Annotated in this window: 31 protein-coding genes; 16 read left to right on the top strand and 15 right to left on the bottom strand. The window is 70.4% G+C overall.

The annotated features are described in order from the left end of the window. Positions 1 to 20 precede the first annotated feature (20 nt). Together BM066_RS20695 and BM066_RS20690 are read left to right on the top strand one after the other, a co-directional pair. Positions 21 to 1,619 carry a DHA2 family efflux MFS transporter permease subunit gene (locus BM066_RS20695; protein WP_089930147.1) on the top strand — a complete coding sequence of 533 codons (1,599 nt, stop codon included), beginning with the start codon at positions 21 to 23 and terminating at the stop codon, positions 1,617 to 1,619. Next, positions 1,619 to 2,227, top strand: coding sequence for a TetR/AcrR family transcriptional regulator (locus BM066_RS20690; RefSeq protein WP_089930146.1), 609 nt, complete (start codon positions 1,619 to 1,621; stop codon positions 2,225 to 2,227). Before BM066_RS20695 ends, BM066_RS20690 begins: the two co-directional genes overlap by 1 nt. A gap of 5 nt (positions 2,228 to 2,232) precedes the next feature. On the opposite strand, the gene BM066_RS20685 is transcribed toward BM066_RS20690, so the two are convergent. The 4 genes from BM066_RS20685 to BM066_RS20670 all read right to left on the bottom strand — a co-directional run bounded on the left by BM066_RS20685 (position 2,233) and on the right by BM066_RS20670 (position 5,573). Continuing rightward, a complete protein-coding gene (locus tag BM066_RS20685) occupies positions 2,233 to 3,048 on the bottom strand; it encodes an enoyl-ACP reductase FabI (RefSeq protein ID WP_089930145.1) in 816 nt (271 codons plus the stop codon). A gap of 85 nt (positions 3,049 to 3,133) precedes the next feature. Next, complete coding sequence (fabB, locus tag BM066_RS20680; RefSeq protein WP_089930157.1) at positions 3,134 to 4,351, bottom strand: beta-ketoacyl-ACP synthase I; 1,218 nt, start codon at positions 4,349 to 4,351, stop codon at positions 3,134 to 3,136. Between the two features lie 66 nt (positions 4,352 to 4,417). Next, positions 4,418 to 4,933, bottom strand: coding sequence for a 3-hydroxyacyl-[acyl-carrier-protein] dehydratase FabA (gene fabA, locus BM066_RS20675; RefSeq protein WP_035081170.1), 516 nt, complete (start codon positions 4,931 to 4,933; stop codon positions 4,418 to 4,420). 91 nt (positions 4,934 to 5,024) lie between these two features. Beyond that, complete coding sequence (locus BM066_RS20670) at positions 5,025 to 5,573, bottom strand: SH3 domain-containing protein (RefSeq protein ID WP_089930156.1); 549 nt, start codon at positions 5,571 to 5,573, stop codon at positions 5,025 to 5,027. A gap of 101 nt (positions 5,574 to 5,674) precedes the next feature. Here BM066_RS20670 and BM066_RS20665 point away from each other — a divergent pair, with 101 nt between their 5' ends. Next, entirely contained in the window at positions 5,675 to 6,661 is a 987-nt protein-coding gene (locus BM066_RS20665; RefSeq protein WP_089930144.1) for a 2-hydroxyacid dehydrogenase, read from the top strand. A gap of 5 nt (positions 6,662 to 6,666) precedes the next feature. On the opposite strand, the gene BM066_RS20660 is transcribed toward BM066_RS20665, so the two are convergent. Continuing rightward, positions 6,667 to 7,404, bottom strand: coding sequence for a HesA/MoeB/ThiF family protein (locus BM066_RS20660; RefSeq protein ID WP_177218519.1), 738 nt, complete (start codon positions 7,402 to 7,404; stop codon positions 6,667 to 6,669). Between the two features lie 5 nt (positions 7,405 to 7,409). Here BM066_RS20660 and hslV point away from each other — a divergent pair, with 5 nt between their 5' ends. The 3 genes from hslV (at position 7,410) to hslU (ending at position 10,212) form a co-directional block, all read left to right on the top strand. Next, positions 7,410 to 8,009 carry an ATP-dependent protease subunit HslV gene (gene hslV / locus BM066_RS20655; RefSeq protein WP_177218518.1) on the top strand — a complete coding sequence of 200 codons (600 nt, stop codon included), beginning with the start codon at positions 7,410 to 7,412 and terminating at the stop codon, positions 8,007 to 8,009. A 74-nt stretch (positions 8,010 to 8,083) separates the two neighbouring features. Next, positions 8,084 to 8,920, top strand: coding sequence for a nuclear transport factor 2 family protein (locus BM066_RS20650; RefSeq protein ID WP_089930141.1), 837 nt, complete (start codon positions 8,084 to 8,086; stop codon positions 8,918 to 8,920). After that, positions 8,917 to 10,212: an ATP-dependent protease ATPase subunit HslU gene (hslU, locus tag BM066_RS20645; RefSeq protein WP_089930140.1), complete on the top strand. Its 1,296-nt coding sequence runs from the start codon at positions 8,917 to 8,919 to the stop codon at positions 10,210 to 10,212. The genes BM066_RS20650 and hslU overlap by 4 nt, the downstream gene beginning before the upstream one ends. 172 nt (positions 10,213 to 10,384) lie before the next feature. On the opposite strand, the gene BM066_RS20640 is transcribed toward hslU, so the two are convergent. From BM066_RS20640 to BM066_RS20630, 3 genes are all read right to left on the bottom strand, one after another. After that, the gene (locus tag BM066_RS20640) at positions 10,385 to 11,449 is read right to left on the bottom strand and encodes a DUF2252 family protein (RefSeq protein ID WP_089930139.1); all 1,065 of its coding nucleotides are present in this window, start codon (positions 11,447 to 11,449) and stop codon (positions 10,385 to 10,387) included. Between the two features lie 59 nt (positions 11,450 to 11,508). Then, a complete protein-coding gene (locus BM066_RS20635) occupies positions 11,509 to 12,390 on the bottom strand; it encodes a methylated-DNA--[protein]-cysteine S-methyltransferase (protein ID WP_089930138.1) in 882 nt (293 codons plus the stop codon). 72 nt (positions 12,391 to 12,462) lie between these two features. Then, a complete protein-coding gene (locus BM066_RS20630; RefSeq protein WP_089930137.1) occupies positions 12,463 to 12,939 on the bottom strand; it encodes a DUF2244 domain-containing protein in 477 nt (158 codons plus the stop codon). A 65-nt stretch (positions 12,940 to 13,004) separates the two neighbouring features. Between BM066_RS20630 and nth the strand changes: the two genes are divergently transcribed. Continuing rightward, entirely contained in the window at positions 13,005 to 13,715 is a 711-nt protein-coding gene (nth, locus tag BM066_RS20625) for an endonuclease III (protein WP_089930136.1), read from the top strand. 101 nt (positions 13,716 to 13,816) lie between these two features. On the opposite strand, the gene BM066_RS20620 is transcribed toward nth, so the two are convergent. Further along, a complete protein-coding gene (locus BM066_RS20620) occupies positions 13,817 to 14,671 on the bottom strand; it encodes an ATP-grasp domain-containing protein (RefSeq protein WP_089930135.1) in 855 nt (284 codons plus the stop codon). 105 nt (positions 14,672 to 14,776) lie between these two features. Here BM066_RS20620 and BM066_RS20615 point away from each other — a divergent pair, with 105 nt between their 5' ends. Genes BM066_RS20615 through BM066_RS20590 form a run of 6 tightly spaced genes read left to right on the top strand, consistent with a single transcriptional unit; the run spans position 14,777 to position 18,863 of the window. Next, positions 14,777 to 15,766, top strand: coding sequence for an adenosine kinase (locus BM066_RS20615; RefSeq protein WP_089930134.1), 990 nt, complete (start codon positions 14,777 to 14,779; stop codon positions 15,764 to 15,766). Between the two features lie 9 nt (positions 15,767 to 15,775). Further along, entirely contained in the window at positions 15,776 to 16,366 is a 591-nt protein-coding gene (hisB, locus tag BM066_RS20610) for an imidazoleglycerol-phosphate dehydratase HisB (protein WP_089930133.1), read from the top strand. A gap of 13 nt (positions 16,367 to 16,379) precedes the next feature. Further along, entirely contained in the window at positions 16,380 to 17,021 is a 642-nt protein-coding gene (hisH, locus tag BM066_RS20605; RefSeq protein WP_089930132.1) for an imidazole glycerol phosphate synthase subunit HisH, read from the top strand. Next, positions 17,009 to 17,743 carry a 1-(5-phosphoribosyl)-5-[(5-phosphoribosylamino)methylideneamino]imidazole-4-carboxamide isomerase gene (gene hisA, locus BM066_RS20600; protein WP_177218517.1) on the top strand — a complete coding sequence of 245 codons (735 nt, stop codon included), beginning with the start codon at positions 17,009 to 17,011 and terminating at the stop codon, positions 17,741 to 17,743. The genes hisH and hisA overlap by 13 nt, the downstream gene beginning before the upstream one ends. After that, positions 17,743 to 18,525, top strand: coding sequence for an imidazole glycerol phosphate synthase subunit HisF (gene hisF, locus BM066_RS20595; protein ID WP_089930130.1), 783 nt, complete (start codon positions 17,743 to 17,745; stop codon positions 18,523 to 18,525). Before hisA ends, hisF begins: the two co-directional genes overlap by 1 nt. Continuing rightward, positions 18,525 to 18,863: a phosphoribosyl-ATP diphosphatase gene (locus BM066_RS20590; protein ID WP_089930129.1), complete on the top strand. Its 339-nt coding sequence runs from the start codon at positions 18,525 to 18,527 to the stop codon at positions 18,861 to 18,863. The genes hisF and BM066_RS20590 overlap by 1 nt, the downstream gene beginning before the upstream one ends. A 156-nt stretch (positions 18,864 to 19,019) precedes the next feature. Here the strand turns inward: BM066_RS20590 and BM066_RS20585 are convergent, their stop codons facing one another. The 4 genes from BM066_RS20585 to timA are packed head-to-tail and all read right to left on the bottom strand — an operon-like array spanning position 19,020 to position 21,928. Next, a complete protein-coding gene (locus tag BM066_RS20585; RefSeq protein WP_089930128.1) occupies positions 19,020 to 19,592 on the bottom strand; it encodes a DUF4337 domain-containing protein in 573 nt (190 codons plus the stop codon). A 58-nt stretch (positions 19,593 to 19,650) separates the two neighbouring features. Further along, positions 19,651 to 20,190 carry a Smr/MutS family protein gene (locus tag BM066_RS20580; RefSeq protein WP_089930127.1) on the bottom strand — a complete coding sequence of 180 codons (540 nt, stop codon included), beginning with the start codon at positions 20,188 to 20,190 and terminating at the stop codon, positions 19,651 to 19,653. A gap of 5 nt (positions 20,191 to 20,195) precedes the next feature. Further along, entirely contained in the window at positions 20,196 to 21,329 is a 1,134-nt protein-coding gene (locus BM066_RS20575) for a murein transglycosylase A (protein ID WP_089930126.1), read from the bottom strand. After that, positions 21,329 to 21,928 carry a TIM44-related membrane protein TimA gene (gene timA / locus BM066_RS20570; RefSeq protein ID WP_089930125.1) on the bottom strand — a complete coding sequence of 200 codons (600 nt, stop codon included), beginning with the start codon at positions 21,926 to 21,928 and terminating at the stop codon, positions 21,329 to 21,331. The genes BM066_RS20575 and timA overlap by 1 nt, the downstream gene beginning before the upstream one ends. A gap of 162 nt (positions 21,929 to 22,090) precedes the next feature. On the opposite strand from timA, the gene secB reads away from it, so the two are divergent. Further along, a complete protein-coding gene (gene secB, locus BM066_RS20565; protein WP_089930124.1) occupies positions 22,091 to 22,585 on the top strand; it encodes a protein-export chaperone SecB in 495 nt (164 codons plus the stop codon). A gap of 194 nt (positions 22,586 to 22,779) precedes the next feature. Here the strand turns inward: secB and BM066_RS20560 are convergent, their stop codons facing one another. Continuing rightward, positions 22,780 to 23,466, bottom strand: a complete 687-nt coding sequence (locus BM066_RS20560; RefSeq protein ID WP_165916658.1) for a response regulator transcription factor — start codon at positions 23,464 to 23,466, stop codon at positions 22,780 to 22,782. A gap of 85 nt (positions 23,467 to 23,551) precedes the next feature. Here BM066_RS20560 and BM066_RS20555 point away from each other — a divergent pair, with 85 nt between their 5' ends. After that, positions 23,552 to 24,106 carry a L,D-transpeptidase family protein gene (locus BM066_RS20555; protein WP_255367671.1) on the top strand — a complete coding sequence of 185 codons (555 nt, stop codon included), beginning with the start codon at positions 23,552 to 23,554 and terminating at the stop codon, positions 24,104 to 24,106. Here BM066_RS20555 and BM066_RS20550 read toward each other — a convergent pair. Further along, positions 24,103 to 24,747, bottom strand: a complete 645-nt coding sequence (locus tag BM066_RS20550) for a YggS family pyridoxal phosphate-dependent enzyme (RefSeq protein WP_089930122.1) — start codon at positions 24,745 to 24,747, stop codon at positions 24,103 to 24,105. The genes BM066_RS20555 and BM066_RS20550 overlap by 4 nt on opposite strands. Here BM066_RS20550 and BM066_RS20545 point away from each other — a divergent pair. Beyond that, positions 24,746 to 25,375, top strand: coding sequence for a thiamine phosphate synthase (locus tag BM066_RS20545; RefSeq protein WP_089930121.1), 630 nt, complete (start codon positions 24,746 to 24,748; stop codon positions 25,373 to 25,375). The genes BM066_RS20550 and BM066_RS20545 overlap by 2 nt on opposite strands.

Genomic DNA, 25,375 nt, shown 5'->3' with positions numbered 1-25,375 from the left:
CCCCGGTCCGGATCGCCGCCATGACCGACGCCGCCCTCCCCGCCCAAGCCGCCCCCGCCGCGCCGCCCAAGGCCGCCGAGGTCGACTGGGGCAAGCTGTTCCTGGGCTTCGGGGCCATGGTCATCGGCCAGTTCATGGCCATCCTCGACATCCAGATCGTCGCGGCCTCGCTGCCGCAGATCCAGGCCGGAGTGGGCGCCAGCGCCGACCAGGTCAGCTGGATCCAGACCGCCTATCTGATCCCCGAGGTCGTGATGATCCCGCTGTCGGGATACCTGTCACGGCTGTGGGGCACGCAGCGCGTCTATCTGATGTCGTGCACCGGCTTCATCGTCATGAGCGTGCTGACGGGCCTTTCCTCGTCGATCGACATGATGATCCTGACCCGCGCCCTGCAGGGCTTCATCGGCGGGGCGATGATCCCGACCGTGTTCGCGGTGGCCTTCACCGCCTTCCCGCCCGAGAGGCGGGTGACGGCCAGCGTGATCATGGGCCTGATCGTCACCCTGGCCCCGACCGTCGGCCCGACCCTGGGCGGTCACCTGACCGAGTGGCTCAGCTGGCGCTGGCTGTTCTTCATCAACGTGCCGACCGGCCTGATCGTGCTGTTCGGCGTGGCCCGCTGGGGCCAGTTTGACAAGGGCGATCCCAGCCTGGCCAAGGGCTTCGACTGGTTCGGCCTGGCGATCATGGCCACCTTCCTGATGAGCATGCAGTTCGTGCTGGAGGAGGGCTCCAAGGACGGCTGGTTCGAGGACAGCGGCATCCTGGGCCTGACCGTGCTGGCCGTGGTGACCGGCGCGGTCTTCATCTGGCGCTCGCTGAGCTACCGCAACCCGATCGTCGAGCTGCGCGCCTTCGCCAACCGCAACTTCTCGATCGGCGTGATGATGACCGCCGTGTCGGGGGCCAGCCTGTTCGGCGGCACCTTCCTGCTGCCGCAGTTCCTGGGCCGGGTGCGGCACTATTCGGCCTCGGAAGTCGGCACCACCATGGTGGTCTCGGGCCTGTCGATGTTCGCCACCGGCCCGATCGCCGGCCGCCTGGTCCGCCAGATGGACCCGCGCATCCCGATGTTCATCGGCTTCATGCTGGCGGGCTTCGGCATGTACATGGCCCACGCCGTGACCAAGGACTGGGGCTTCTGGGAGTTCGCCGGGGTCCAGGCCTGCCGGGGCGTAGGCGTGATGATCGCCATGATCGCCACCCAGCAGGTGACGATGAGCACCCTGCCCCCGCACATGGTCAAGAACGCCTCGGGCCTGGTGAACCTGTCGCGCAACACCGGCGGCGCGGTCGGCCTGGCGCTGCTGGCCACCACGATCACCAACCAGACGGCGCTGTACTACATGGGCCTGTCGGACGCGCTGAGCCAGGGCGACGCCCGGATGGCCGGCATGATGCAGGGCCTGGCCGCCCGCATGGCCCAGTTGGGCGTCGCCGATCCGACCGGCGCCACGCGCAAGGCCATCGGCGGCATGCTGGAGCAGCAGGCCACGGTGCTGGCCTTCGGCGACAGCTTCACTTTGCTGGCCTATGGCTGTTTCGTCGCCGCCGCGGTCTCGCTGCTGGCCAGGCCGGCCAAGAACGCCCCTCCTCCGCCTTCGGACGCCCACTGATGCCCAGAGTCGCCGGACAGATCGACGTCGCCAAGACCGAGGCCATCCTCGACGCCGCCGTCGAGGTGATCGGCCAGCGCGGCCTGGGCGCGCCGATGGAAGCCATCGCCAAGCGGGCGGGCGTCTCCAAACAGACCGTCTACAACCACTATGGCTCCAAGGCCGAGCTGGTGCGGGCCTTGATGGCCCGGCGCGTGGCGGCGATCACCGCCCCGCTGCGCGAGCCCGGCGCGCTCGACAATCCCGGCGAGGCGCTGGAGGCCTACGCCCGCTCGATGCTGGAGACGGTGATCACCAGCAAGAGCTATTCGATCCTGCGAGTGATCATCCAGGGCGCGGGCGAAATGCCCGACGTCGCCCAGGAGGTGTTCGAGGCCGGGCCGCGCCAGGCGCGCCGCCAGCTGGCCGCGTTCCTGGAGATGGAGACCCAACTCGGCCGCCTGAAGGTCGAGGACTTCGAGCAGGCGGCCGAGTTCTTCTCGGGCATGGTCATGGGCCAAAGCCAGCTGCGGGCCCTGCTGCGCCTGCCGTCCGACAAGACGGCGGCGGAGTTCGACGGCGTCGCCCGCGAAGCCGCCAGGCGCTTCATGCGGGCCTACGCGCCGTAGGCGGGCTAGGCTTCCGCCTCGTCGGGCATGCCCATCATGTGGAAGCCCGCGTCGACGTGGACCACCTCGCCGGTGGTCGAGCGCCCCAGGTCCGACACCAGCCACAGCGCCGCGCCGGCGACGCCCTCCATCGAGGTGTCCTCCTTCATGGCGCTGAAGGCCCGGCCCTGGGCGATCATGCCGCGGCCGCCGGCGATGCCGGCCAGGGCCAGGGTGCGCATGGCGCCGGCCGAGATGGCGTTGCAGCGGATGCCCTTGGGACCCAGGTCGCGGGCGATGTAGCGGGTCGCCGCCTCCAGGGCGGCCTTGGCCACGCCCATGGTGTTGTAGTTCGGGATGGTCCGCTCCGACCCCAGATAGGTCATGGTGATCAGCGAGCCGCCGCTCGGCATCAGCTTGGCGGCGCGCTTGGCGACGTCCACGAAGCTGAAGGCCGAGATGTTCATCGCCGTCAGGAAGCCCTCGCGGGTGGTGTTGTCGACGAACGAGCCCTTCAGCTCGTCCTTGTTGGCGAAGGCCACCGAGTGGACCACGAAGTCGATCGTCCCGAACTTTTCCTCGATGGCGGCGAAGGCCGCGTCCATCGAGGCGTCGTCGGTGACGTCGGCCGGGACCAGGGTGGTGACGCCGATGCTCTCGGCCAGCGGCCGCACGCGGCGCTCCAGGGCCTCGCCCTGATAGGTGAAGATCATCTCCGCGCCCTGAGCGGCGAGCTGCGAAGCGATGCCCCAGGCGATGGAGTTGTGGTTGGCCACGCCCATGACGAGGCCCTTCTTGCCTCGCATCAGCTCGCCCTTGGGGAATGCGTAGTCGTCGGCCATGGCTTGGCTCTCCTGGAATCCTTGAGCGCTAGCTAGCAGGCGCGTCCGGTTCGCGGAACCCTTCAGAAGGCGCCGCCGCGCCGGATCAGTCGGCCTTGCCGAAGATCAGCGTGCCGTTGGTGCCGCCGAACCCGAAGCTGTTGGACATCACCGTGGTCAGCGGCTTGTCCGAACGCTCCAGCAGGATCGGCAGGTCGGCGAACTCGGGGTCGAGGGTCTCGATGTTGGCGCTCTTGGCGGCGAAGCCGTTGTCGAGCATCAGGATCGAATAGATCGCCTCCTGGGCCCCGGCCGCGCCCAGGCTGTGGCCGGTCAGCGACTTGGTCGAGGAGATCAGCGGGGCCTTGTCGCCGAACACCTCGCGGACCGCGCCCATCTCCTTGCTGTCGCCGACCGGCGTCGAGGTGCCGTGCGGGTTCAGGTAGTCGATGGTCCGGCCGCCGGCCTGGGCCATGGCCAGCTTCATGCAGCGCGCCGCGCCCTCGCCCGACGGGGCGACCATGTCGTAGCCGTCGGAATTGGCCGCGTAGCCGACCAGTTCGCCGTAGATCCTGGCCCCGCGCGCCTTGGCGTGCTCGTACTCTTCCAGCACGACGATCCCGGCCCCGCCGGCGATCACGAAGCCGTCGCGGTCCTTGTCGTAGGCGCGGCTGGCCACGGCCGGACGGTCGTTGAAGTTGCTGCTCATCGCGCCCATGGCGTCGAACAGGTTGGACAGCGTCCAGTCCAGCTCCTCGCAGCCGCCGGCGAAGACGATGTCCTGCTTGCCCATCTGGATCTGCTCGGCGCCCGCGCCGATGCAGTGGGCGCTGGTCGCGCAGGCCGAGCTGATCGAATAGTTGATCCCGCGGATCTTGAACCAGGTCGACAGCACGGCCGACGGGCCCGAGCTCATGGCTTTCGGCACGGCGAACGGGCCGATGCGCTTGGGACCCTTTTCCTTGGTCGTGGCGGCGGCCTCGACGATCACCCGCGTGGACGGGCCGCCCGACCCGACGATCAGGCCGGTGCGCTCGTTGGAGATCTGGGCTTCTTCCAGGCCAGCGTCGGCGATCGCCTGCTCCATGGCGATGTGCGCATAGGCGGTGCCGGGCGCCAGGAAGCGCGCGGCGCGGCGATCGACCAGGGCTTCCCAGCTGTCGAGCTTGACCGTGGCGTGGACCTGGCAGCGGAAACCCAGTTCCGCGTAATCCGGCGCGGAGACCACGCCCGACTTGGCTTCACGCAGTGAGGCGAGCACCTCATTGGCGTTGTTGCCGATGGACGAGACGATCCCCAGTCCGGTGACGACGACGCGACGCATGAACAATCCTCTTTTCTTCCCCCAGACCCAAGAAGGGGCGGCTCTAGGCGGCCGCCCTACGGTGGATCACGACGCCATTTGTTCCGCGGTGAACAGACCGACCTTCAGGTCCTTGGCTTCATAGATCGGCTTGCCGTCGGCCTCCACCACGCCGTCGGCGATGCCCATGACCAGCTTGCGCATGATCACCCGCTTGAGATCGATCTTGTAGGTGACCTTCTTCACGTCCGGCGTGACCTGGCCGGTGAACTTCACCTCGCCCACGCCCAGGGCCCGGCCGCGGCCAGGAGCCCCGGACCAGCCCAGGAAGAAGCCGACCAGCTGCCACATGGCGTCCAGGCCCAGGCAGCCGGGCATGACGGGGTCGCCGATGAAGTGGCAGGCGAAGAACCAGAGGTCCGGATTGATGTCGAACTCGGCCTCGACATAGCCCTTGCCGTACTTGCCGCCCTCGGACTCGATGCGGACGATGCGGTCGAACATCAGCATCGGCGGCACGGGCAGCTGGGCGTTGCCGGGGCCGAACATCTCGCCGCGGCCGCAGGCCAGGAGCTCATCGAAGGTGTAGGAACTTTGTTGCATGGCCTCGCCCTAGCACGGCGGCGGGCCGCGCCTCAATGTTACTTTCGGTAACGCCCGTGAACCTCCGGCGCTCCAAGGAGGCGAAAACGCCCTATTCCTTGCACTGCACCTCGGGCGCCGCGCCCCAGATCTCGGCTTGCGGGGCCCAGCCCGACTCGCCGTCGGCCTTCAGCTTGCACCAGCCCTTCTCGCAACGGTCGAGATTGGCGGTCGCGCGACCGGCCAGATAGGCGTCGATCCGGGCGTCGGCCTTGGGCTGGGCGCGCAGGGGCAAGGGCGTGGCCTGGACCCGCATGGCGGTGCGGCGGCCGTCGGTGGTGCGCTTGTGCACCCAGGCCAGGTTGCCCTCGGGATCGCAGATCCTGCGCCATTCGCGGGTTTCGGCCACCACCTGCACCGGCAGGCCCCGGACCTTGTAGATCCACAGCAGCCGGTGCGCCTCGTCAGGCCCGACGCGCGCGTTCACCTCGCCGTATTTCAGCGACACGTAGCGCGGCACCTCCATGCCCGACGGCGTGATCTTTGGCGCCTGGGCCTGGGCGAAGCCCCCTCCAAGGGCGGCCAGGGCGAACGCGGCGAGGGCCAGGACCCCGAGCGAAGAAGGGGCGCCGAGCGAACGATGTTTGCAATTCGTCGGCATGTTGCTTGGCCGCATGGGGCCCCTTTGCTACAGATTTCAAACACCCGCCTGGAAACCCCAAATTGGGTTTTCCCAAATGGGGAAGGCTTTTCGAACCGCTCATGCCAGCTCGCAAGCTCAAAGTCATCGTCACCCGCAAACTCCCCGACCCGGTGGAGACGCGGATGTGCGAGCTGTTCGACACCCAGCTGAACGTCACCGACAAACCCTTGACGGCCGATGAACTGGTCGAGGCCATGAACGAGGCCGACGTGCTGGTGCCCACCATCACCGACCGCATCGACGGCCGCCTTCTGTCGCGATCCGGCGACCGGCTCAAGCTGATCGCCAATTTCGGCGCCGGCGTGGACAATATCGACGTCGCCACCGCCAACGCCCGCGGCATCATCGTCACCAACACGCCCGGCGTGCTGACCGAGGACACCGCCGACCTGACCATGACCCTGATCATGGCCGCCTCGCGCCGCGTCGTCGAAGGCGCCGAGGTGGTCAAGGCCGGCGGCTTCCACGGCTGGTCGCCGACCTGGATGCTGGGCCGCCGCCTGTGGGGCAAGCGCCTGGGCGTCATCGGCATGGGCCGCATCGGCCAGGCCGTGGCCCGCCGCGCCAAGGCCTTCGGCATGCAGGTGCACTACCACAACAGGAAGCCCGTCAGCCCGCGCATCGCCGAGGAGGTCGGGGCCACCTACTGGGAAAGCCTGGACCAGATGCTGGCCCGGATGGACATCATCTCGGTCAACTGCCCGCACACCCCGGCCACCTACCACCTGCTGTCGGCCCGCCGGCTCAAGCTGCTGCGGCCGCAGGCCATCATCGTCAACACCGCCCGCGGCGAAGTGATCGACGAAGCGGCCCTGGCCAACATGCTGGCGCGCGGCGAGATCGCCGGGGCGGGGCTGGACGTCTACGAGAACGAGCCCGCCATCAATCCCAAGCTGCTGAAGCTGCCCAATGTCGTGCTGCTGCCCCACATGGGCTCGGCCACGGTCGAGGGCCGCATCGACATGGGCGAGAAGGTCATCGTCAACGTGAAGACCTTCATGGACGGGCACCGGCCGCCGGACCGGGTGATCCCGTCGATGCTGTAGACGCGTCAGCCGCCGCAGCTCGAACACCCCGGATCGGCCCCGATCCGCACCGTGCGCGTCTCCGCCGCCAGGGCGTCGTAGATCAGCAGGCGGCCGGCCAGGGACTGGCCGGCCCCGGTGATCACCTTCACCGCCTCCAGGGCCATCATCGCGCCGATCACCCCGGCCAGGGCCCCGACCACCCCGACCAGGGCGCAGGTCTCGGCGTCGGGCGGGATCTCCGGCACCAGGCAACGATAGCAGGGCCGGCCCTGGAACACGCCGACCTGGCCCGTCCAGCGGCCCAGGGCCCCGCTGACCAGGGTCTTGCCCTCGGCCAGGCAGGCGTCGCTGACGGCGAAGCGGGTGGCGAAGTCGTCCGTGCCGTCCAGCACCAGGTCATACCGCGATATGACCGCGCGGGCGTTGGCCTCACCCAGCCATACCGGATGAGTTTCGACGATCAGGTGCGGGTTCAGGGCGCTCAGATGCTCGGCGGCGGCCTCGACCTTGGGCCGGCCGGTGTCGGCGGTGGAAAACAGCACCTGGCGCTGCAGGTTGGACAGCGACACCGTGTCGGCGTCGACCAGGCCCAGGGTCCCGACCCCGGCGGCGGCCAGGTACAGGGCGGCCGGCGCGCCCAGGCCCCCGGCCCCGACCACCAGCACCCGCGCCGCCTTCAGCTTCTGCTGGCCCGGTCCGCCGATCTCGCGCAGCACCAGATGGCGGGCGTAGCGTTCGACCTCGTCCTGCGAGAAGCTCATGGCGCTTGACCCTCGTGCCCGGCCTCGCCACATGCGAAGCCATGCAAAACAGCAATTCCTTCCCCGACTGGCACGGCACGACCATTCTGGCGGTGCGCAAGAACGGATCGACCGTGATCGCCGGCGACGGACAGGTCTCCATGGGCCCAACCGTCGTCAAGGGCAACGCCCGCAAGGTCCGCCGCCTGGCCGGCGGCAAGGTGGTGGCCGGCTTCGCCGGGGCCACGGCCGACGCCTTCACCCTGATCGAGCGGCTGGAAGCCAAGCTCGAGCAGTATCCCGACCAGCTGGCCCGGGCCTGCGTCGACCTGGCCAAGGACTGGCGCACCGACCGCTACCTGCGCCGACTGGAGGCCATGCTGCTGGTGGCCGACGCGGGCTCGATCTACACGGTCACCGGCGTGGGCGACGTGCTGGAGCCCGGCGAGAGCCAGGGCGGCGGCTCGGTGGCGGCCATCGGCTCGGGCGGCAACTTCGCCCTGGCGGCGGCCAAGGCCCTGATCGACCAGGACCTGAGCGCCGAGGAGATCGCCAGGCGCTCGATGGCCATCGCCGCCGAGATCTGCGTCTACACCAACGGCAACCTGACGGTCGAAAGCCTCTGATTTCCCACGGTTACGCGGAATTCACGAGCCAAGCGTCCCGCGCGGCGCTTAGCTCGGCGCGGGAGGCTTCCACCATGCTCAAGACCGTCCTGATCGCCGGCGCCCTGCTGGCCGCCGCGCCGGCCCCGGCGGCGACGCCCTCGCCCGCCGAGATCGAGAAGGCCGAGCGCGCCTTCGCCGCCGACGGCCTGGCGCTGGGCGTGCGGGACTCGTTCCTCAAGCACATGGCCGACGACGCCATCGTCTTCCGGCCGGGGCCGGTCAGCGCCAAGGCGCTGTACGAGAGCCGCCCGTCCGGCAAGGCGCTGCGGCTGGAATGGTGGCCGCAGAAGGTGGTGATCGCCCGTTCCGGCGACCTGGGCCTGTCGGTCGGCCCCGCGTCCGTCAACGGCAAGCGCGGCGGCTACTACTCGACCATCTGGCGCAAGGCGCCGGACGGCCAATGGAAGTGGATCTATGACGGCGGCGCCGAGGCCGACGCGGCCCGAGCGCCCGGCCAGGAGACGCCGGCGATCCAGGGTCCCGTGGCCAAAACCGGCGCGAAGTCGCCAGCGGCGGGCTTCGAGGCCGTCCGCCTCGCCGAGACCGCGCTGGCCAAGGCCGCCGGCGACGATGCGCCCAAGGCCTATCGCGCGGCCCTGTCCGCCGACGCCTGGCTGCTGGGGCCCAAGGGGACCGAAGGCCTGCTGCCCGACGCCGTGGCCGAGCGCGTGGCCGCCCGTCCGGAGCGCATGGTCCTGACCCTGCGCGGCGGCGGCGCCTCGGCGGCTGGCGACTTCGTCTGGACCCATGGAACGGCCGCTTGGACCGGCCCGTCTGACGCCCCGGTCGACACGCACTATATGCATGTCTGGCAAAAGCGCCCCGAAGGGTGGCGCCTGATCTTCGAGACCTTGAACACGGACACATGACCGAATTCTCCCCCCGCGAAATCGTCTCCGAACTCGACCGCTACATCGTCGGCCATACCGAGGCCAAGAAGGCCGTCGCCGTGGCCCTGCGCAACCGCTGGCGCCGCCGCCGGGTGCCGGCCGACCTGCGCGACGAGGTCACGCCCAAGAACATCCTGCTGATCGGCCCCACGGGCGTCGGCAAGACCGAGATCGCCCGCCGGCTGGCTCGCCTGGCCCAGGCCCCGTTCCTGAAGGTCGAGGCCACCAAGTTCACCGAGGTCGGCTATGTCGGCCGCGACGTCGACCAGATCGTCCGCGACCTGGTGGAAAGCGCCCTGGCCATGGTCCGCGACCGGCGCCGGGCCGGGGTCAAGGCCAAGGCCGAGGCGGCCGCCGAGGAGCGCATCCTCGACGCCCTGACCGGCCCCGGCGCGACCGCCGCCCGCGACAGCTTCCGCAAGAAGCTGCGGGCCGGCGAGCTGGACGACAAGGAAGTGGAGCTGCAGCTGGCCGACACCGGCGGCGGCGGCATGTTCGAGATCCCCGGCCAGCCGGGCGCCTCGGTGCTGAACCTGTCGGAAATGATGAAGTCGCTGGGCGGCGGCCGCACCAAGACCCACAAGACCACGGTCGTCGGCGCCTGGGCCCCGCTGATCGCCGAGGAGAGCGACAAGCTGCTGGACCAGGAGGCCCTGACCCAGGAAGCCCTGGAGCTGGCCGAGAACCACGGCATCGTCTTCCTGGACGAGATCGACAAGGTCGCGTCCTCGAGTCAGCGCGGGGGCGCCGACGTGTCCAGAGAGGGCGTGCAGCGCGACCTGCTGCCGCTGATCGAGGGCACGACGGTCTCGACCAAGTACGGGCCGGTGAAGACCGACCACATCCTCTTCATCGCCTCGGGCGCCTTCCACGTGGCCAAGCCGTCGGACCTGCTGCCAGAGCTGCAGGGCCGCCTGCCGATCCGCGTGGAGCTGAAGGGCCTGAGCCGCGACGACCTGCGCCGCATCCTGACCGAGCCGGAAGCCAACCTGATCCGCCAGCACCAGGCCCTGCTGCTGACCGAGGGCGTCACCCTGGTGTTCAGCGAAGAGGCCATCGACGCCGTCGCCGACGCGGCCGTGGCGGTCAACGCCTCGGTCGAGAACATCGGCGCCCGGCGCCTGCAGACCATCCTTGAAAAGGTGGTCGAGGACATCAGCTTCACCGCCGCCGACCGCTCCGGCGAGACGGTGACGGTCGACGCCGACTATGTGAAGAGCCGCATCGGCGCCCTGGCGGCCGACGCGGATCTGAGCCGGTTCATCCTATAGAGCGCCGATAGCCCCTCCCTTTGGGGAGAGGGCTATCGCATATGGCCCAAAACGGCTGTCATCCCGGACGCAGCGCGCAGCGCGAAGATCCGGAACCGGGGCGTGAACTCAGAGCTTCCGGCGATCCCGGATCTGCGCCCGGCTTGCGCCGGACTTGTCCGGGATGACAGCTTCATTCGCAAAAAGCCGCCTGATCCGCCTCGATCTGCCGCGCCGCCGCCCTCGCGTGATCCCGTAGCCAGTCCGAGGGCAAGGTCCGCAGATGCGTCAGCAAGGCCGGCGCGCGGTCGCCAGCCCCCGCGTGGCAGTTGGCCACCTCCTGGCCCATGGCGGTCAGCATGTCCCGCGACAGCAGGTCGTCGATCGCGTCCTTGGCCTCGATCTTGCGGCTGTTGGGCGACAGGCGGCGGACCACCAGGCCGTCGGCGACGCGGTAGTGCGGGTCGACGGCCCGGAACGGGCCCTCGGCGAGGTCGCCCGCCCGGATCGACGGATCGCCGCCGTGTCGCAACGTCCAGGCCGAGACGACCACCGCCTTGACCTCGCGCAGCACCGGCCCGCCGCGCCAGTCGGCCCGGGCCACGAAGCGCGGCCGGCCCAGGCTGCCGACCCCGGCCGTGCGCGGGAAGGTCTCGAAGGGGACGGCGGGATCCGGCAAGGCCGCGCCCAGGGCGGCGCGATAGCGCGGCGGGATCTGTCGCGGCGGCGGCGCGGCGAACTTGGTCCAGTAGGCGGCGCGTTCGGGCTCGGGCAGCACCACCGTCTTGCGCAGCCACTTGTGGTCGCGCTCCAGGATGAAGGGCCGAGGCGCGGCCAGGCCGGCGGCGTAGCCCTCGAGGACGGCCTCGCAGATCTCCCGCGCGCCGACCGCCTCGTCGCCGCGCGCCAGCAGGGCGCTGGCGGCCAGGCGGACCAGGTCCAGCGGCCAGGGCATGACCGCCGCGTCGTCGAAGTCGTTGGCGCCCCAGACCAGCCGCCCCTCGGCGTCGCGCCAGCAGCCGAAGTTCTCCACATGGGTGTCGCCGATCGCCAGCACCGGCGGGGCCGAGGCCAGGTCGGGGCAGACCTCGAAGATGGTCTCGGCCCAGCGCCAGTAGGTCGCCCGCAGGAACGGGAACGGGCCGGCGCGCATCCTGTCGTGCTTTTCGGCCAGGTCAGCCTCGACCAGGTCGCCGCCCAGCGCCGCGCGCAGCCACGCCTCATAGGCCTTGGCCGAAGCCGTGATCGCCGCGGTCATGCGCTGTTCCCCGAGAGAGCGGCCTGGCTGGCCGTCGACCCAAACTAGGTCCTGCGGCGTCAGACCGAAAGCCGGGCCTCGGCCTCCACCGCCTCCAGGCCCAGCATCGCCGCCTTGCGGCCCAGGCCCCAGTGGTAGCCGGTCAGCCGGCCGTCGCGGGCGATGGCCCGGTGGCAGGGGATCAGCAGCGAGATCGGATTGGCCCCGATCGCCCCGCCGGTGGCCTGATAGGCCTTGGGCTTGCCGGCCCAGGCGGCGATCTCGCCATAGGTGCTGGTCCGGCCCGGCGGGATGCGCAGCAGAGCCTTCCAGACCTGGACGTTGAATGGCGAGCCGATCAGCACCACCGGCAGGGGCTGGTCGCCGCCGGCGAAGGCGTGGATGGCGGTGCGGGCCGCCGCTTCGTCGTCCCGGCGCCAGTCGGCGGCGGGAAACCGCCGGTGCATGTCTTCGAACGTCGCCTCGTCGTCGCCGTCGGAAAAAGCCAGGCCGGCCAGGCCGCGCGGGGCCATTACGAACAGGCCCTTGCCGTAGGGGGTCGGGGCCCAGCCCCAGGTCAGGCTGATCCCCTCCCCGCGCCGGCGCACGTCGCCGGGGGTGACCGCCTCCTGGGCGATGAACAGGTCGTGCAGGCGCGAGGGACCCGACAGGCCGGCGTCATAGGCCGCGTCGAGCACGCTGGCCCCCTCCTCCAACGACCGGCGGGCCTCGGCGTGGGCGATGGCGGCGACGAAGGTCTTGGGGCTGACGCCGGCCCAGCGGCTGAACACCCGCTGGAAGTGGAACGGCGACAGGCCGACGGCCTGGGCGGCCTCGTCCAGAGACGGACGCTCCTGCCAGCGGTCGGCCAGCCAGGCCAGGGCCTTGGCCATGCGGTCGTAGTCGGCCGACCGCTCGGTCAGGTGGGCGAAGGCTTGCGAGGGAGAGATATCCAGGGCCATGGGTGAAAGATAGCCCCGCGGCGAAGCGCCGTCCGCCCGGTTCTTGCGCCCGCCACGGATACGAACCTTGTTCTAGGCGTGCCGTTCGGATCGGGCTTCGAGGATCGCCCGCTCCAGCGCCCGGGCGAAATCCACCCGCTCGGGCGGGCTCAGCGCCCGGCCCAGGGTCAGGCGTTTGCGCGACATCATCAGCCGCACCCGGGTCTCGTGCTCGCCCGGCTGGTCGACGCCCACCCGGGTGAAAGCGGTCGGCGAGGTCCAGATCATCCGCGCGCCCTTCTCGTCCTCGCGGCTGACGGTCACCGCCTCGGCCGTGACCCGCACGCGCTCGGCCCGCTCGGCGGCCCGGAAACTGGCGCGCAGGGCCAGCCATACCGCCAGGACGTCCAGGCCCAGGAACGGCAATACCGGCGGCGCGCCCAGCACCAGCAGGAACGCCGCGACCATCAGGTTGAAGGCGATCAAGACGCCCAGCAGCACGTGCAGGCCGCGCCGGCTCATCGAACGGTTCGGCTTGATCACGGCGTCCATGTAGAGCGGCTGGGCCATGGTCCTGATTTAAGCGCTCGCCGCCGCCTTGGCGAGAAGACCGCATCACGGCATGGTCGCCGCCCATGGCCTCATCCGCTCGCAAGCCCTCCAAACCCCTCGTCAAGAAACGCCCCGCCGCCAAACGCGTCTCGCCGGCCGAACGCGAGCGGGTCGAGGTGCTGTTCTCGCGGTTCGAGAGCCTGGAGGACCATCCCAAGACCGAGCTGCACTATTCCAACCCCTACACCCTGGTGACCGCCGTGGCCCTGTCGGCCCAGGCCACCGACGTCCAGGTCAACAAGGCCACCGGCCCGCTGTTCCAGGTCGCCGACAGCGCCGCCAGGATGCTGGACCTAGGGGAAGAGGGCCTGGTTCCCTACATCGCCTCGATCGGCCTCTACCGGACCAAGGCCAAGAACGTGATCGCCGCGGCCCGGATCCTGGTCGACCGCTACGGCGGCGAGGTCCCGCTGGAGCGCGCGGCGCTGGAAAGCCTGCCGGGCGTGGGCCGCAAGACCGCCAGCGTGGTGCTGAACGAGCTGGACATCGAACCGGCCATCGCCGTCGACACCCACGTGTTCCGCGTTTCCCACCGCCTGAAGCTGTCGGCCGGCAAGACCCCGGACGCGGTCGAGGACGACCTGATGCGCGTGGTCCCCGACCGCTACAAGACCCGGGCGCACCACTGGCTGATCCTGCACGGGCGCTATGTGTGCGTGGCGCGGAAACCAAAGTGCGAGGTGTGCCGGATCGCGGACCTGTGTCCGTCGCGGGAGCTGTTTCTCGGTGGGTGACCCCCCTCCGGCCCTCCGGGCCACCTCCCCCAGAGGGGGAGGATCTAGTCCGAGCGGGTGCTCCCCCTTTGGGGGAGCTGTCGCGGAGCGACTGAGGGGGTCTACCCCAGCGTCCGAACCACCGCCGCCGCGAACGCCGCCCCGCCGTCGTGGGCGTGTTCCAGGAACAGGTCCGGCTCGATGACCTCCAGCTCCATCAGCTGCGGCGCGCCGTCCAGGCCGCGGATCAGGTCGACGCGAGCGTAGGTCAGGGGCCCGCCGGCCGCCTCCAGCACCATCTCGGCCGCGTGCAGGGCCTCCGGCTCGGGCGCGACGCCGCTGACCTGGCCGCCGAACTGCGGCTGGACCCGGAAATCGCCGGCCACCGCCACCTTGGTCACCGCGTGGCTGAACAGGCCGTCGAAATAGAATAGCGACAGTTCGCCCTCCTCGCCGACGGCCGGCAGGAAGGGCTGGATCAGGGCCGGGCCCGTCGTGCAGCCGGTCAGGCCGTCGGCATGGCGCAGCTTGACCGTATCCTGTGAGCCGCCGGAGATCTGCGGCTTGGTCACCAGCAGGTCGACGCCGAACACGTCGCGGGCATGGTCCAGCGCTTCCAGGGTCAGCCGGTCGACCGCGTGGGTCGGCACGACCGGCGCGTCCCTGGACGCCAGGTCGGCGAGGTAGGTCTTGGTCGTGTTCCAGCGCAGCACCGAAGCCGGATTGGCCAGGCGCGCGCCAGCCGCTTCCAGGGCGTCCAGCCGGGCGAACCACTCGTCGGACCGCAGATGGTAGCCCCAGCTGAGCAGCGGCAGCACCACGCGCGCGCCGGCCGTGTCGGCGTCGACCCAGCTGGCGGCCTCGACCGTCAGGCCCTGGGCGCGCAGCGGCGCCGCCAGGCGTTCGAACAGGGGCGACCAGCTGTTGGCGAAGCGCGGCTCGTCCGGCGCGGGAGTCAGGATAAGGACGTCGGTCATGCGCCTGGCGGTAGAACGCCGCGCTCGCCGGGGCAAGGCTCGCGTTGCCTTGCGGCCTTCGATCCGGTACTTCGCGCGCGTCGCACTCTTCGGAAAAGACCTTTCATGACCGCTCTCTACGACGTCGCCGCCATCGGCAACGCCATTGTCGACGTCATCGCCCAGTGCGACGACGCCTTCCTGGAGCGGGAGGGCCTGGTGAAGGGCTCGATGGCCCTGATCGACCCGACGCGCGCCGCCAGCCTCTACGAGGTGATGGCCGCGGGCATCGAGGCCTCGGGCGGTTCGGCCGCCAACACCGCCGCCGGCGTCGCCAGCTTCGGCGGCAAGGTCGCCTTCATCGGCAAGGTCGCCGACGACCAGTTGGGCAACGTGTTCCGTCACGACATGAGAGCCATCGGCTGCGATTTCACCACCCCGCCGCTGGCGGAAGGTCCGGCCACGGCCCAGAGCCTGATCAACGTCACCGCCGACGCCCAGCGCACCATGTCGACCTATCTGGGCGCCTGCGTCGAGCTGAACCCGGCCGACGTCGATCCGGCGATCATCGAGGCCGCCCACTATTCCTATCTGGAAGGCTATCTGTTCGACCCGCCCGAAGCCCGCCGCGCCTTCGCCAAGGCCGCCGCCCTGAGCCACGGCGCGGGTCGCAAGATCTCCATGACCCTGAGCGACGGCTTCATGGTCGACCGCCACCGCGGCGCTCTGCTGGGCTTCATCGAGACCCAGTGCGACGTCGTCTTCGCCAATGAGAGCGAAGTTTGCTCGCTGTTCGAGACCACCGACTTCGACGCCGCTGTGAAGGCCCTGGCCAGTCGGGTCGAGATCGCCGCCGTCACCCGCAGCGAAAAGGGTTCGGTCGTGGCCTCGAACGGGCAGCTTCACGAAATCTCGGCCTATCCCGTGGAAAAAGTCGTGGACACGACGGGCGCAGGCGACCAATACGCCGCTGGTTTCCTCTACGGCCTGTCCCAGGGCCGCCCGCTGCCGGTCTGCGGCCAGCTGGGCTCCCTGGCCGCCGCCGAGGTGATCGACCACTATGGTCCGCGTCCGCAGGTTTCCCTGCGGGAGCTGGCCGCGAAGAACGGACTCTGAAGGACGCACATGGCCCGCACCGCTGAAGTGGTCCGCGAGACGAAGGAGACCCAGATCCGGGTCTGGATCGATCTCGACGGGACCGGCGCCTCGACGATCTCCACCGGCATCGGTTTCTACGACCATATGCTGGAGAGCTTCGCGCGCCACGGCGGCTTCGACCTGAAGGTCGAGACCAAGGGCGACCTGCACATCGACATGCACCACACGGTCGAGGACACCGGCATCGTGCTGGGCCAGGCGATCCACAACGCGCTGGACGGCTTCAAGGGCATTCGGCGCTTCGGCCACGCCTATATCCCGATGGACGAGACCCTGACGCGTTGCGCCATCGACCTCTCCAACCGGCCCTACCTGATCTGGAAGGTCGACTTCAAGCGGCCCAAGGTCGGCGAGATGGATACCGAGCTGTTCAAGGAGTTCCACCACGCGTTCGCCATGAACTGCGGGGCGTGCGTCCATCTGGAGACCCTCTACGGCGACAACACCCACCATGTCGCCGAAAGCGGGTTCAAGGCCCTGGCCCGGGCGCTGCGCCAGGCGGTCGAGATCGATCCCAAGACCGGCGGCCATGCCCCCTCCACCAAGGGCGTGCTGTAGGAAAGCTGATTTCATGCAGACCGTCGCCCTGATCGATTACGGGTCGGGCAACCTGCGCTCGGCCGAGAAAGCCCTGCGCGAGGCGGCCCGCCGCCACGCGATCGACGCTGACATCGTTGTCACCGCCGACCCCGCCCTCGTGGCCGCCGCCGACCGGGTGGTGCTGCCCGGCGTCGGGGCCTTCGCCTCGTGCCGCGCGGGCCTGGACGCCTCGGGCGTCTACGAGGCCATGAACGAGGCCGTGCACGGCAGGGGCGCGCCGTTCCTGGGCATCTGCGTCGGCCACCAGCTGCTGGCCACCGAGGGCCTGGAGTTCGGCGTCACTCCGGGCCTGGACTGGATTCCCGGCCAGGTGAAGCGGCTGGAGCCCCGTGATCCGGCCCTGACCATTCCGCACATGGGCTGGAACGCGATCGCCTTCGCGCGCGACCACGCCCTGTTCAAGGGCGTCGAGACCGGCGCCCACATGTACTACGCCAACTCCTTCGCCCTGACGCCCGCCGATCCGGCCGACGTGCTGGCCACGACCGACCACGGCGGGCCGTTCACGGCCGCTGTGGCCAAGGGCAACGTAGCGGGCGTACAGTTCCACCCCGAAAAATCCCAAGCCGCGGGGCTCGCCCTGCTCGCCAACTTCCTGGAATGGCGCCCATGATCCTCTATCCCGCCATCGACCTGAAGGACGGCCAGTGCGTGCGCCTGCTGCACGGCGACATGGAAAAGGCCACGGTCTTCAACACCAGCCCGGCCGACCAGGCCGAGCGCTTCGTGCGCGACGGCTTCTCGTGGCTGCATGTGGTCGATCTCAACGGCGCCATCGAGGGCAAGTCGGTCAACACCGCCGCCGTGCAGTCGATCCTGGAGTCGATCTCGATCCCGGTGCAGCTGGGCGGCGGCATCCGCACCCTGGAGGGCGTCGAGGCCTGGATCGAGGCCGGCGTTTCTCGCGTGATCCTGGGCACCGTGGCCGTTCATGATCCCGAACTGGTCCGCAAGGCCGCCCGCCTGTGGCCCGAACAGATCGCCGTGGCCGTCGACGTGCGCGACGGCAAGGTGGCGGTCGACGGCTGGACCGGCCTGTCGGACCTGGACGCCATCACCCTGGGCAAGCGCTTCGAGGACGCCGGCGTGGCCGCCCTGATCGTCACCGACATCAGCCGCGACGGCGCCCTGACCGGCGTCAATGTCGAGGGCGTGGGCGAGCTGGCCGACGCGGTGTCGATCCCGGTCATCGCCTCCGGCGGCGTCGCCTCGGTGGCCGACATCGAGCGGCTGAAGGCCCGCAAGGGCGTCGAGATCGCCGGCGCCATCCTGGGCCGCTCGCTCTACGCCGGCACGATCAAGCCGGCCGAAGCCCTGACCATAGCGGCCGCCTGATGCTGAAGACCCGGATCATTCCTTGCCTGGACGTCAAGGACGGCCGGGTGGTCAAGGGGGTCAATTTCGTGGCCCTGCGCGACGCCGGCGATCCCGTCGAGCAGGCCCGCGCCTATGACGCGGCGGGCGCCGACGAGCTGATGTTCCTGGACATCACCGCCTCCAGCGAGGGCCGCGGCCTGATCCTGGACGTGATCTCCCGCACCGCCGAGGTCTGCTTCATGCCGGTCTCGGTCGGCGGCGGCGTGCGCCAGGTGTCGGACATGCGCCGCCTGCTGCTGGCCGGCGCCGACAAGGTCTCGGTCAACACCGCCGCCGTCGAGAACCCCGACCTGGTGGCCGCCGGCGCCGACGCGTTCGGCGCCCAGTGCGTGGTGGTGGCCATCGACGCCAAGGCCCGCGAGGACGGCTCGGGCTGGAACGTCTGGACCTATGGCGGCCGCAAGGACACCGGGATCGACGTGGTCGACTGGGCCGCCAAGGTCGTGGAACGCGGGGCGGGCGAGATCCTGCTGACCTCGATGGACCGCGACGGGGCCAAGATCGGCTACGACATCCCGCTGCTGCGGGCCGTGACCGGCGCGGTGACCGTGCCGGTGATCGCCTCGGGCGGAGCGGGCAAGACCGACCACCTGGTGGAGGCCGCCCGCGACGGCCGCGCCGCCGCCGTGCTGGCCGCCTCGATCTTCCACTTCGGCGAGATCAGCATCGGCGAGGCCAAGCGGGCCATGGCCGAAGCGGGCATCCCCGTGCGCCTGGACGACCTGAAGGGCGCGGCCTGATGGAAACCCAGACCCGCAAGCTGTTCGAGGTCCTGGAGCGCCTGGCCGCGACGATCGAGGCCCGCAAGGGCGGCGATCCGGCCACGTCCCACACCGCCAGGCTGCTGAACGACCCCGCCCTGGCCGCCAAAAAGCTGGGCGAGGAAGCCGTCGAGACGGTGATCGCCGCCGTGTCGCAAGGGCCTGACGCCCTGGCGGCCGAGAGCGCCGACCTGCTGTACCACTGGCTGGCCCTGATGGCCGCCTCGGGCGTCTCGCTGGACGCGGTGGCCGCAAAGCTGGCGGCGCGCGAGGGGACTTCCGGGATCGCCGAGAAGGCGTCGCGGACTTCCGGCTGATACCCGGCCGCCCTGAAACTTGCCCTCTACGGATCGCTTCGCGATCGTCTTCCCCCACAGGGGGAAGAGCCTAAACGCGAAGGCTCCGCCCCCTATGGGGGCGGACGGGCGGCGAAGCCGCCAGGTGGGGGCAAGTGTTGACCGACACGCCCTGGCCTAACCCAGCAACTTGCTCAGGAACGCCGAGTGCAGGCTCCAGCCCAGGAAGCCCGCCAGGCCCATCACCACGCCCAGCGCGCCGAACGCCCAGGACGCCCACAGCGCCGCCGGGATCTCGACCAGGGCCGCGACCGCCGCGATCGACACCGCGATGGAGATCAGCGCGTCGGAGGCGTCGAACTGGTCGTCATGGAGGTTCAGCGCGTCGTACTGGCCGGCGAAACCCTCGGCCCTGGTCTTCAGCGCCGGAATCTCGGCCCTGTACTTGCCGATCTCGGCCTGCAACCGGGTGGTTTCCGCGTTCACGGCGGCGCGGGTCGCCTCGCCGCCCGACAACGCCAGCAGCCGCGCCTGGGTCACGGCCGTTTCGTCGATGTGCAGCTTGGTCTTGGTGGCCTGGTACTCGTTCCAGGCGTCGACGCCGTCCGACTGGGCCTGCTGCATGGCCTGGACGATGTTGCCGTCCTTGACGCCGCACAGGCCCATGAAGATCGACAGGGCGACCACGGTGATCGCCACCCGCCGGTTGAAGCTCTTGTCCTTGGCCTCGGCCCCGATCTCGATGTCCATTCCGCCTCTCCGATAAGCCGTGAAGCTTGGCGCTCGGATTTTGGCGGGGACAGGGCGCTCAGACCTTCGGCGGCCTGCGCTTCAGGGCCACGTACAGCGCCCCGTCGCCGCCGTGCCGCTTGTCGGCCGGCGACACCCCCGCCACGATGTCGCGCAGGGCCGGGTCGGCCAGCCATTCCGGCGTGCGAGCCCGCAGGACGCCGACCCCCAGCTTGCCCTTGCCGGTGACCACCAGGGCCGCGCGGTGGCCCTCCTCCCAGGCGCGGCGCAGGAAGGCCTCCAGCACCGGCCGGGCGCGGTCCTGATCCAGGCCGTGCAGGTCGAGGCGCGCGTCCAGCGGCGCATGCTCGCGGGCGATCTTTCGCCGGCGATTGGGCTCGATGCCCTCCAGCGGCCCCGGCGCGCGCTGGGTCACCGCCGGTTTGATCGTCTTGGGATCGACCAGCAGCGGCGCCATCGGCTGCAGCGTCGTCGGCTGGACCAGCGACTTCTGGGCCTTGGGCGTCCAGCCCGCCGCCTTCCGGGTCGGCTTGGCCCTCACGGTGGCCGTGACCATGCCCCACAGGCGCAGCTCATCCTGGCGCGGAGGGCGTTTCACGACCTTCAGCCTCGGGGAACCAGGCGGTAGAGCCGCAGATCGTGGCGCACGCGCCCCGCCTCGGCCCCGGCCGCCGGGCCCGTGCCGGTGTAGAGATCGGCCCGCACCTCGCCCTTGATCGCCCCGCCGACGTCCAGGGCCACGGCCAGCCGGCGATAGGTCGGGAAGGCCCCCGCCAGCTTCGGCGCGCTGGCGTCCAGCCAGAACAGCTCGCCCATCGCATGCCGGCCGGGATCGACGGCGATCGCGCGGCCGGGGGGCAGCGGAATCCCCGCCGCGCCCACCGCCTGCCGCCCGTCGTCGGGCAGGGTCTGGAAGAACACGTAGCGGGGGTTCAGCCGCATGATGGCGTCGGCCTCGGGTCCGCGATGGTCGGCCAGCCAGGCGCGGATGGCGTCGCCGGAGGTGTTGTTGTCGGGCAGCAGGCCGCGATCGCGCATCGGCGTGGCGATGCCGACGAACGGCCGGCCGTTATGGGCCGCGAACGCCGCGCGCACCCGCCGGCCGTCGGGCAGGACCAGCACGCCCGAACCCTGGATCTGCAGGAAGAACAGGTCCTCCGGGCGCATCCAGGCCAGGGGGCGGGTCTCCGGCGTCGCCTCGATGGCGGCGCGGTCCGGATAGGGCAGCACCTGGCCGCCCTCGATCTCGCCGGCGACCTTCTTGCCCGCCAGGCCCGCATCGAACTGCGCCAGGTCCAGGGTGACGAGGTCGGCCGGCTTGCCGCGCATCGGGGCGCTGAACTCGGCCGAACGCGACATCCGCGCCTCGTATTCCGGGGCGAAATAGGCGGTCAGCAGGCCCTGGCCGGGGAGAAGTTCGGGACGGAAATTGGCTTCGAGGAAGCGGCGGGCGTCATCGTCGTTCGAGGCCCGCTCGGCCCGGGCCTTGCGGCAGACCTCGGCCAGGGCCGCGTCCTTGGCCGCGCCGCAGCCCTGACGGAACGCGTCCAGGGCGCCCAGGTGGTCCTCTTGCGGCCAGCCGGCCAGGTCGTTGAACGACACCGCGGTCGAAGGGCCCGTGGGCGTGACCGGCGGCGCGACCGGACCCGCCGGCCTGACCGGCGCGGTCGTGCAGGCCGCCAGCGCCAGCAGGGCGAAGGCGGCGACGAGGCCCCCTCGCGCGCAAGACCGGCGCATCACGCCTCCGCGACGTCGACGCGGACCAGGGTCCAGTTCGGGTTCTTGCTCTTCAGGTCGCGCTGGAGGGTCCACAGGTCGGCGGTGCGGCGGTCGTCGACCGCCTCGCCCTCGGGGCTGGTCGACCGGGTGCGGATCTCGGCCAGGATGCGGACCACCGCCTTGGCGACGTCGCCCTCGACCGTCACGGAGTCCAGGTCGGTGCGCGGGGTGACCAGGAATTCGGCCTTCTCGGTGCGCCCGGCGGCCTCGCGGGCCGCGATGGCGGTCTCGAAATTGGCCATGACGTCCGCGGACAGCAACGGCCGCAGGGTCTCGCGGTCGCCGGCGGCGAAGGCCTTGACGATCATCTCGTAGGCCTGGCGCGCGCCGCTGAGGAAGTGGCCGATGTCGAAATCCCCCTGGCGGGCGCGCAGGGCGGCGATGCCCGACAGGGCTTCAGGCGGCGCCTCGACGGCCTTCAGGTCACGCTGCGGCGCGCTGGCCGGGACCACGGCGGGCGCGTCCTCGGGCTGGCGTCCAACCCGGCGCCCAAGGGTGGCGTAGAGCTGATAGAGGATGACCGCGGCCAGGGCCGCCAGGATAATCCATTCAAACACGATATTTTCCGCTCATTCGGCCAAGGCGCCTTGTCGGAACCTATATAGGCGATAACGGGCTCGCGCGTCAGGCGCCTGGCGTTGCGCGCCAGCCGCCCCCGTGTTAGCAGCCCGGCTCTCTCCTAGCGGCCAATTTCGACGCCGAATACGGATTTATCGCACATGACCGACACCACCGCCGCTCCGCCCGCCGCTTCCGAAGACGGCGCGCCCGGCGAAACCGGCATCCGCATCATCGCCCAGTTCGTGCGCGACTTCTCGTTCGAGAGCCCGCACGCCCCGGATTCCCTGCGCTCCGGCGGCGCGCCGCCGGCCATCGACATGGGCGTCGAGATGAACGCCCGGGGCCGCCCCGACGGCCTGTTCGAGGTGGACCTGAAGCTGTCGGCCCGCGCCACCCGCGACGAACAGCCGGTGTTCCACGTCGAGGTGATGTACGGCGGCCTGTTCCACATCGCCGGCGTGCCGGAAGACCAGCTGGAGCCGGTGCTGCTGATCGAGTGCCCGCGCTTCCTGTTCCCCTTCGCCCGCCGCCTGATCTCGGACGTCACCGCCGAAGGCGGCTTCCCGCCCTTCCTGATCGACCCGATCGACTTCGCCGGCGTCTACGCCGCGCGCAAGGCCCAGGCCGAAGGCGTGGTGGTCGGCAACGCCTGATCACGGGCCGAGCGTTAGAAAACACAAGCCCCGGTCGCTCGAAGCGGCCGGGGCTTTTTTCATATCCAACGTCCGTCATCCCGGACGAGCGCGCAGCGCGAAGATCCGGGACCGACGCCTGAACTCAGAGCTTTCGGCGGTCCCAGATCGGCGGCCCTGCGGGCCTTGTCCGGGATGACAATCCCTAGGGAAGTCTAAGGCTGCAGCCGGTACCCGCCCATCTCGGTGATCAAAATCCGCGCCACGGCCGGGTCCGGCTCGATCTTCTGGCGCAGGCGGTAGACGTGGGTCTCCAGCGTGTGGGTGGTGACCCCGGCGTTGTAGCCCCAGACCTCGGTCAGCAGCTCCTCGCGCGACACCGGCTTGGAGCCGGCGCGGTAGAGGTATTTGAGGATGTTGGTTTCCTTCTCGGTCAGCCGGACCTTCTTCTGCTTCTCGTCGATCAGCAGCTTGGCCGACGGCCGGAACTCGTAGGGACCGATCCGGAACAGGGCGTCCTCCGAGGCCTCGTAGCTGCGCAGCTGGGCGCGGATCCGGGCCAGCAGCACGCCGAAGCGGAAAGGCTTGGTCACATAGTCGTTGGCGCCCGATTCCAGGCCCAGGATGGTGTCGCTGTCGCTGGCCGCGGCCGTCAGCATGATCACCGGGGCGGTGACGCCGTTCTTGCGCATCAGCCGGCAGGCCTCGCGGCCGTCCATGTCGGGCAGGTCGACGTCCAGCAGGACCAGGTCGGGCTTGAGGTCCCTGGCCATCCGCACGCCCTCGCCGGCCGTGGGAGCCTCGGCGACCGCGAACTCCTCGTGGAGGGCGAGCTGCTCGGCCAGAGCTCCGCGCAGATCATCGTCGTCGTCGACCAGGAGAAGGGTTTTGCGTTGCGCCATGGCTGCGAACATGCACCGCTGCGCCCCCCGGCGCCAAGGGCGGTTCTCGTTCCTGACGCCGCGCACGCCCTTTGGAGACCGCGTCTTGACGATCTTTCGCGCCCGCCCCGACGGTTCAACCCCCTGGGACGGCCGGATCGACTGGGATGGCCAGGGGGATGGCCACGGGGACGGAACGTCGGCGCGCGCCGCCCTGGGCAAGGACGGCGTGATCGCCGCGAGCGACAAGCGCGAGGGCGACAACCGCAGCCCGGCAGGGACGTGGCCGATCCGCTACGTGCTCTACCGGCCCGACGTCTATCCGGACGGCCCGGCCACCGCCCTGGAGACCCGGCCGATCGCGCCGGACGACGGTTGGTGCGACGCGCCGGGCGACCCGGCCTATAACCGGCCCGTCAAGCTGCCCTACCCGGCCAGCGCCGAGCGGCTGTGGCGCGACGATCACGTCTACGACCTGGTGGTGGTGCTGGGCCACAACGACGATCCGCCGGTCGCCGGCCTGGGCTCGGCGATCTTCCTGCATCTGGCGCGCGACGGCTATCTGGGCACCGAGGGCTGCGTGGCCCTGGCCCGGGAGGACGTCGAGGCCCTGCTGGCGGCGGCCCGGCCCGGGGACGTGGTCGAGATCGCGGCGGGTTAGCCGCGCGCCCCGAACAGCGCGGACCCCACCCGCACCGAGGTGGCTCCGCAGGCGATGGCGGTCTCGAAGTCGTCGCTCATGCCCATCGACAGCTTGGACAGCCCGTTGCGGGCCGCGATCTGGCCCAGCAGACGGAAATGCGGGGCGGGGTCCAGGTCGGCCGGGGGAATGCACATCAGGCCTTCGACGGGCAGGTCCAGGCCCCGGCACAGGGCGATGAAGCCGTCGGCCTCGCCCGGCGCGATCCCGGCCTTCTGCGGCTCCTGGCCGGTGTTGACCTGGACGAACAGGCGCGGCGCCTTGCCCTGGGCCTGGATCTCGTCGGCCAGCACCCGGGCCAGCTTCTCGCGATCCAGGCTTTCGATCACGTCGAAAAAGGCCACCGCGTCGCGGGCCTTGTTGCTCTGCAGGGGGCCGATCAGGCGCAGTTCGATCTCCGCCCGATGCTCGCTCCAGCGGCCCATGGCCTCCTGGACGCGATTTTCCCCGAACACCCGCTGGCCCGCGTCGAGAATGGGCGCGATATGGTCCCACGGCTGCAGCTTGGACACCGCCACCAGGGTGACCGCGTCGGCGGCGCGGCCGGCGGCCAGGGCGGCGGCGCGGATGCGGGACAGGATCGAGGCGTAGGCGTCAGACATGGGTTTCGAGCACGCGAGCGACGAGATGGAAGCCCTGTCTAGAACGGCGGCGCGCCTTCGCCCATGGCTGGTGCGCGGAAAGCCGCTGCCGAACCTGCTGTTCTTCACCGATCCCCTGCGGACGCCCGACCCCGAACGGGTCGCCGAACGCCTGCCGCCGGGCGCGGCCGTGGTGTTCCGGGCGTTCGGCGCGCCGGATGCGGCGGTGCGGGGCCGGCGGCTGCGCGAGATCACCCGGCGGCGCGGCCTGGCGCTGCTGGTCGGGGCGGACGCGGCCCTGGCGCTGGCGGTCGAGGCCGACGGCCTTCACCTGCCCGAACGCCTGGTTTCGACCTTGCCCGACCTGCGCGCCGCCCATCCCGACTGGCTGATCACCGTCGCCGCTCACGACGAAGCCGCCGCCCGGACTGGCGCGGCGGCGGGCGCGGCCGCCCTGGTCGTGTCGCCGGTCTTTCCCAGCCGCAGCCCCTCGGCGGGCGCGCCGCTGGGCGTAGAGGGCCTGAAACGGATCGTGGAGGCGGCCCGGGCCCCGGTCTATGCGCTGGGCGGCGTACGCGCGGACACGGTCGCGCGACTGCTGGACACAGGCATTGTTGGGATCGCGGCGGTGGAGGCGCTCAGCGCCTGA

The sequence above is a fragment of the Caulobacter sp. UNC279MFTsu5.1 genome (assembly GCF_900114015.1).
Taxonomy (GTDB): domain Bacteria; phylum Pseudomonadota; class Alphaproteobacteria; order Caulobacterales; family Caulobacteraceae; genus Caulobacter.
The sequence above is the reverse complement of the archived record's forward strand: the minus strand, read 5'-3'. Positions and strand labels throughout refer to the sequence as shown.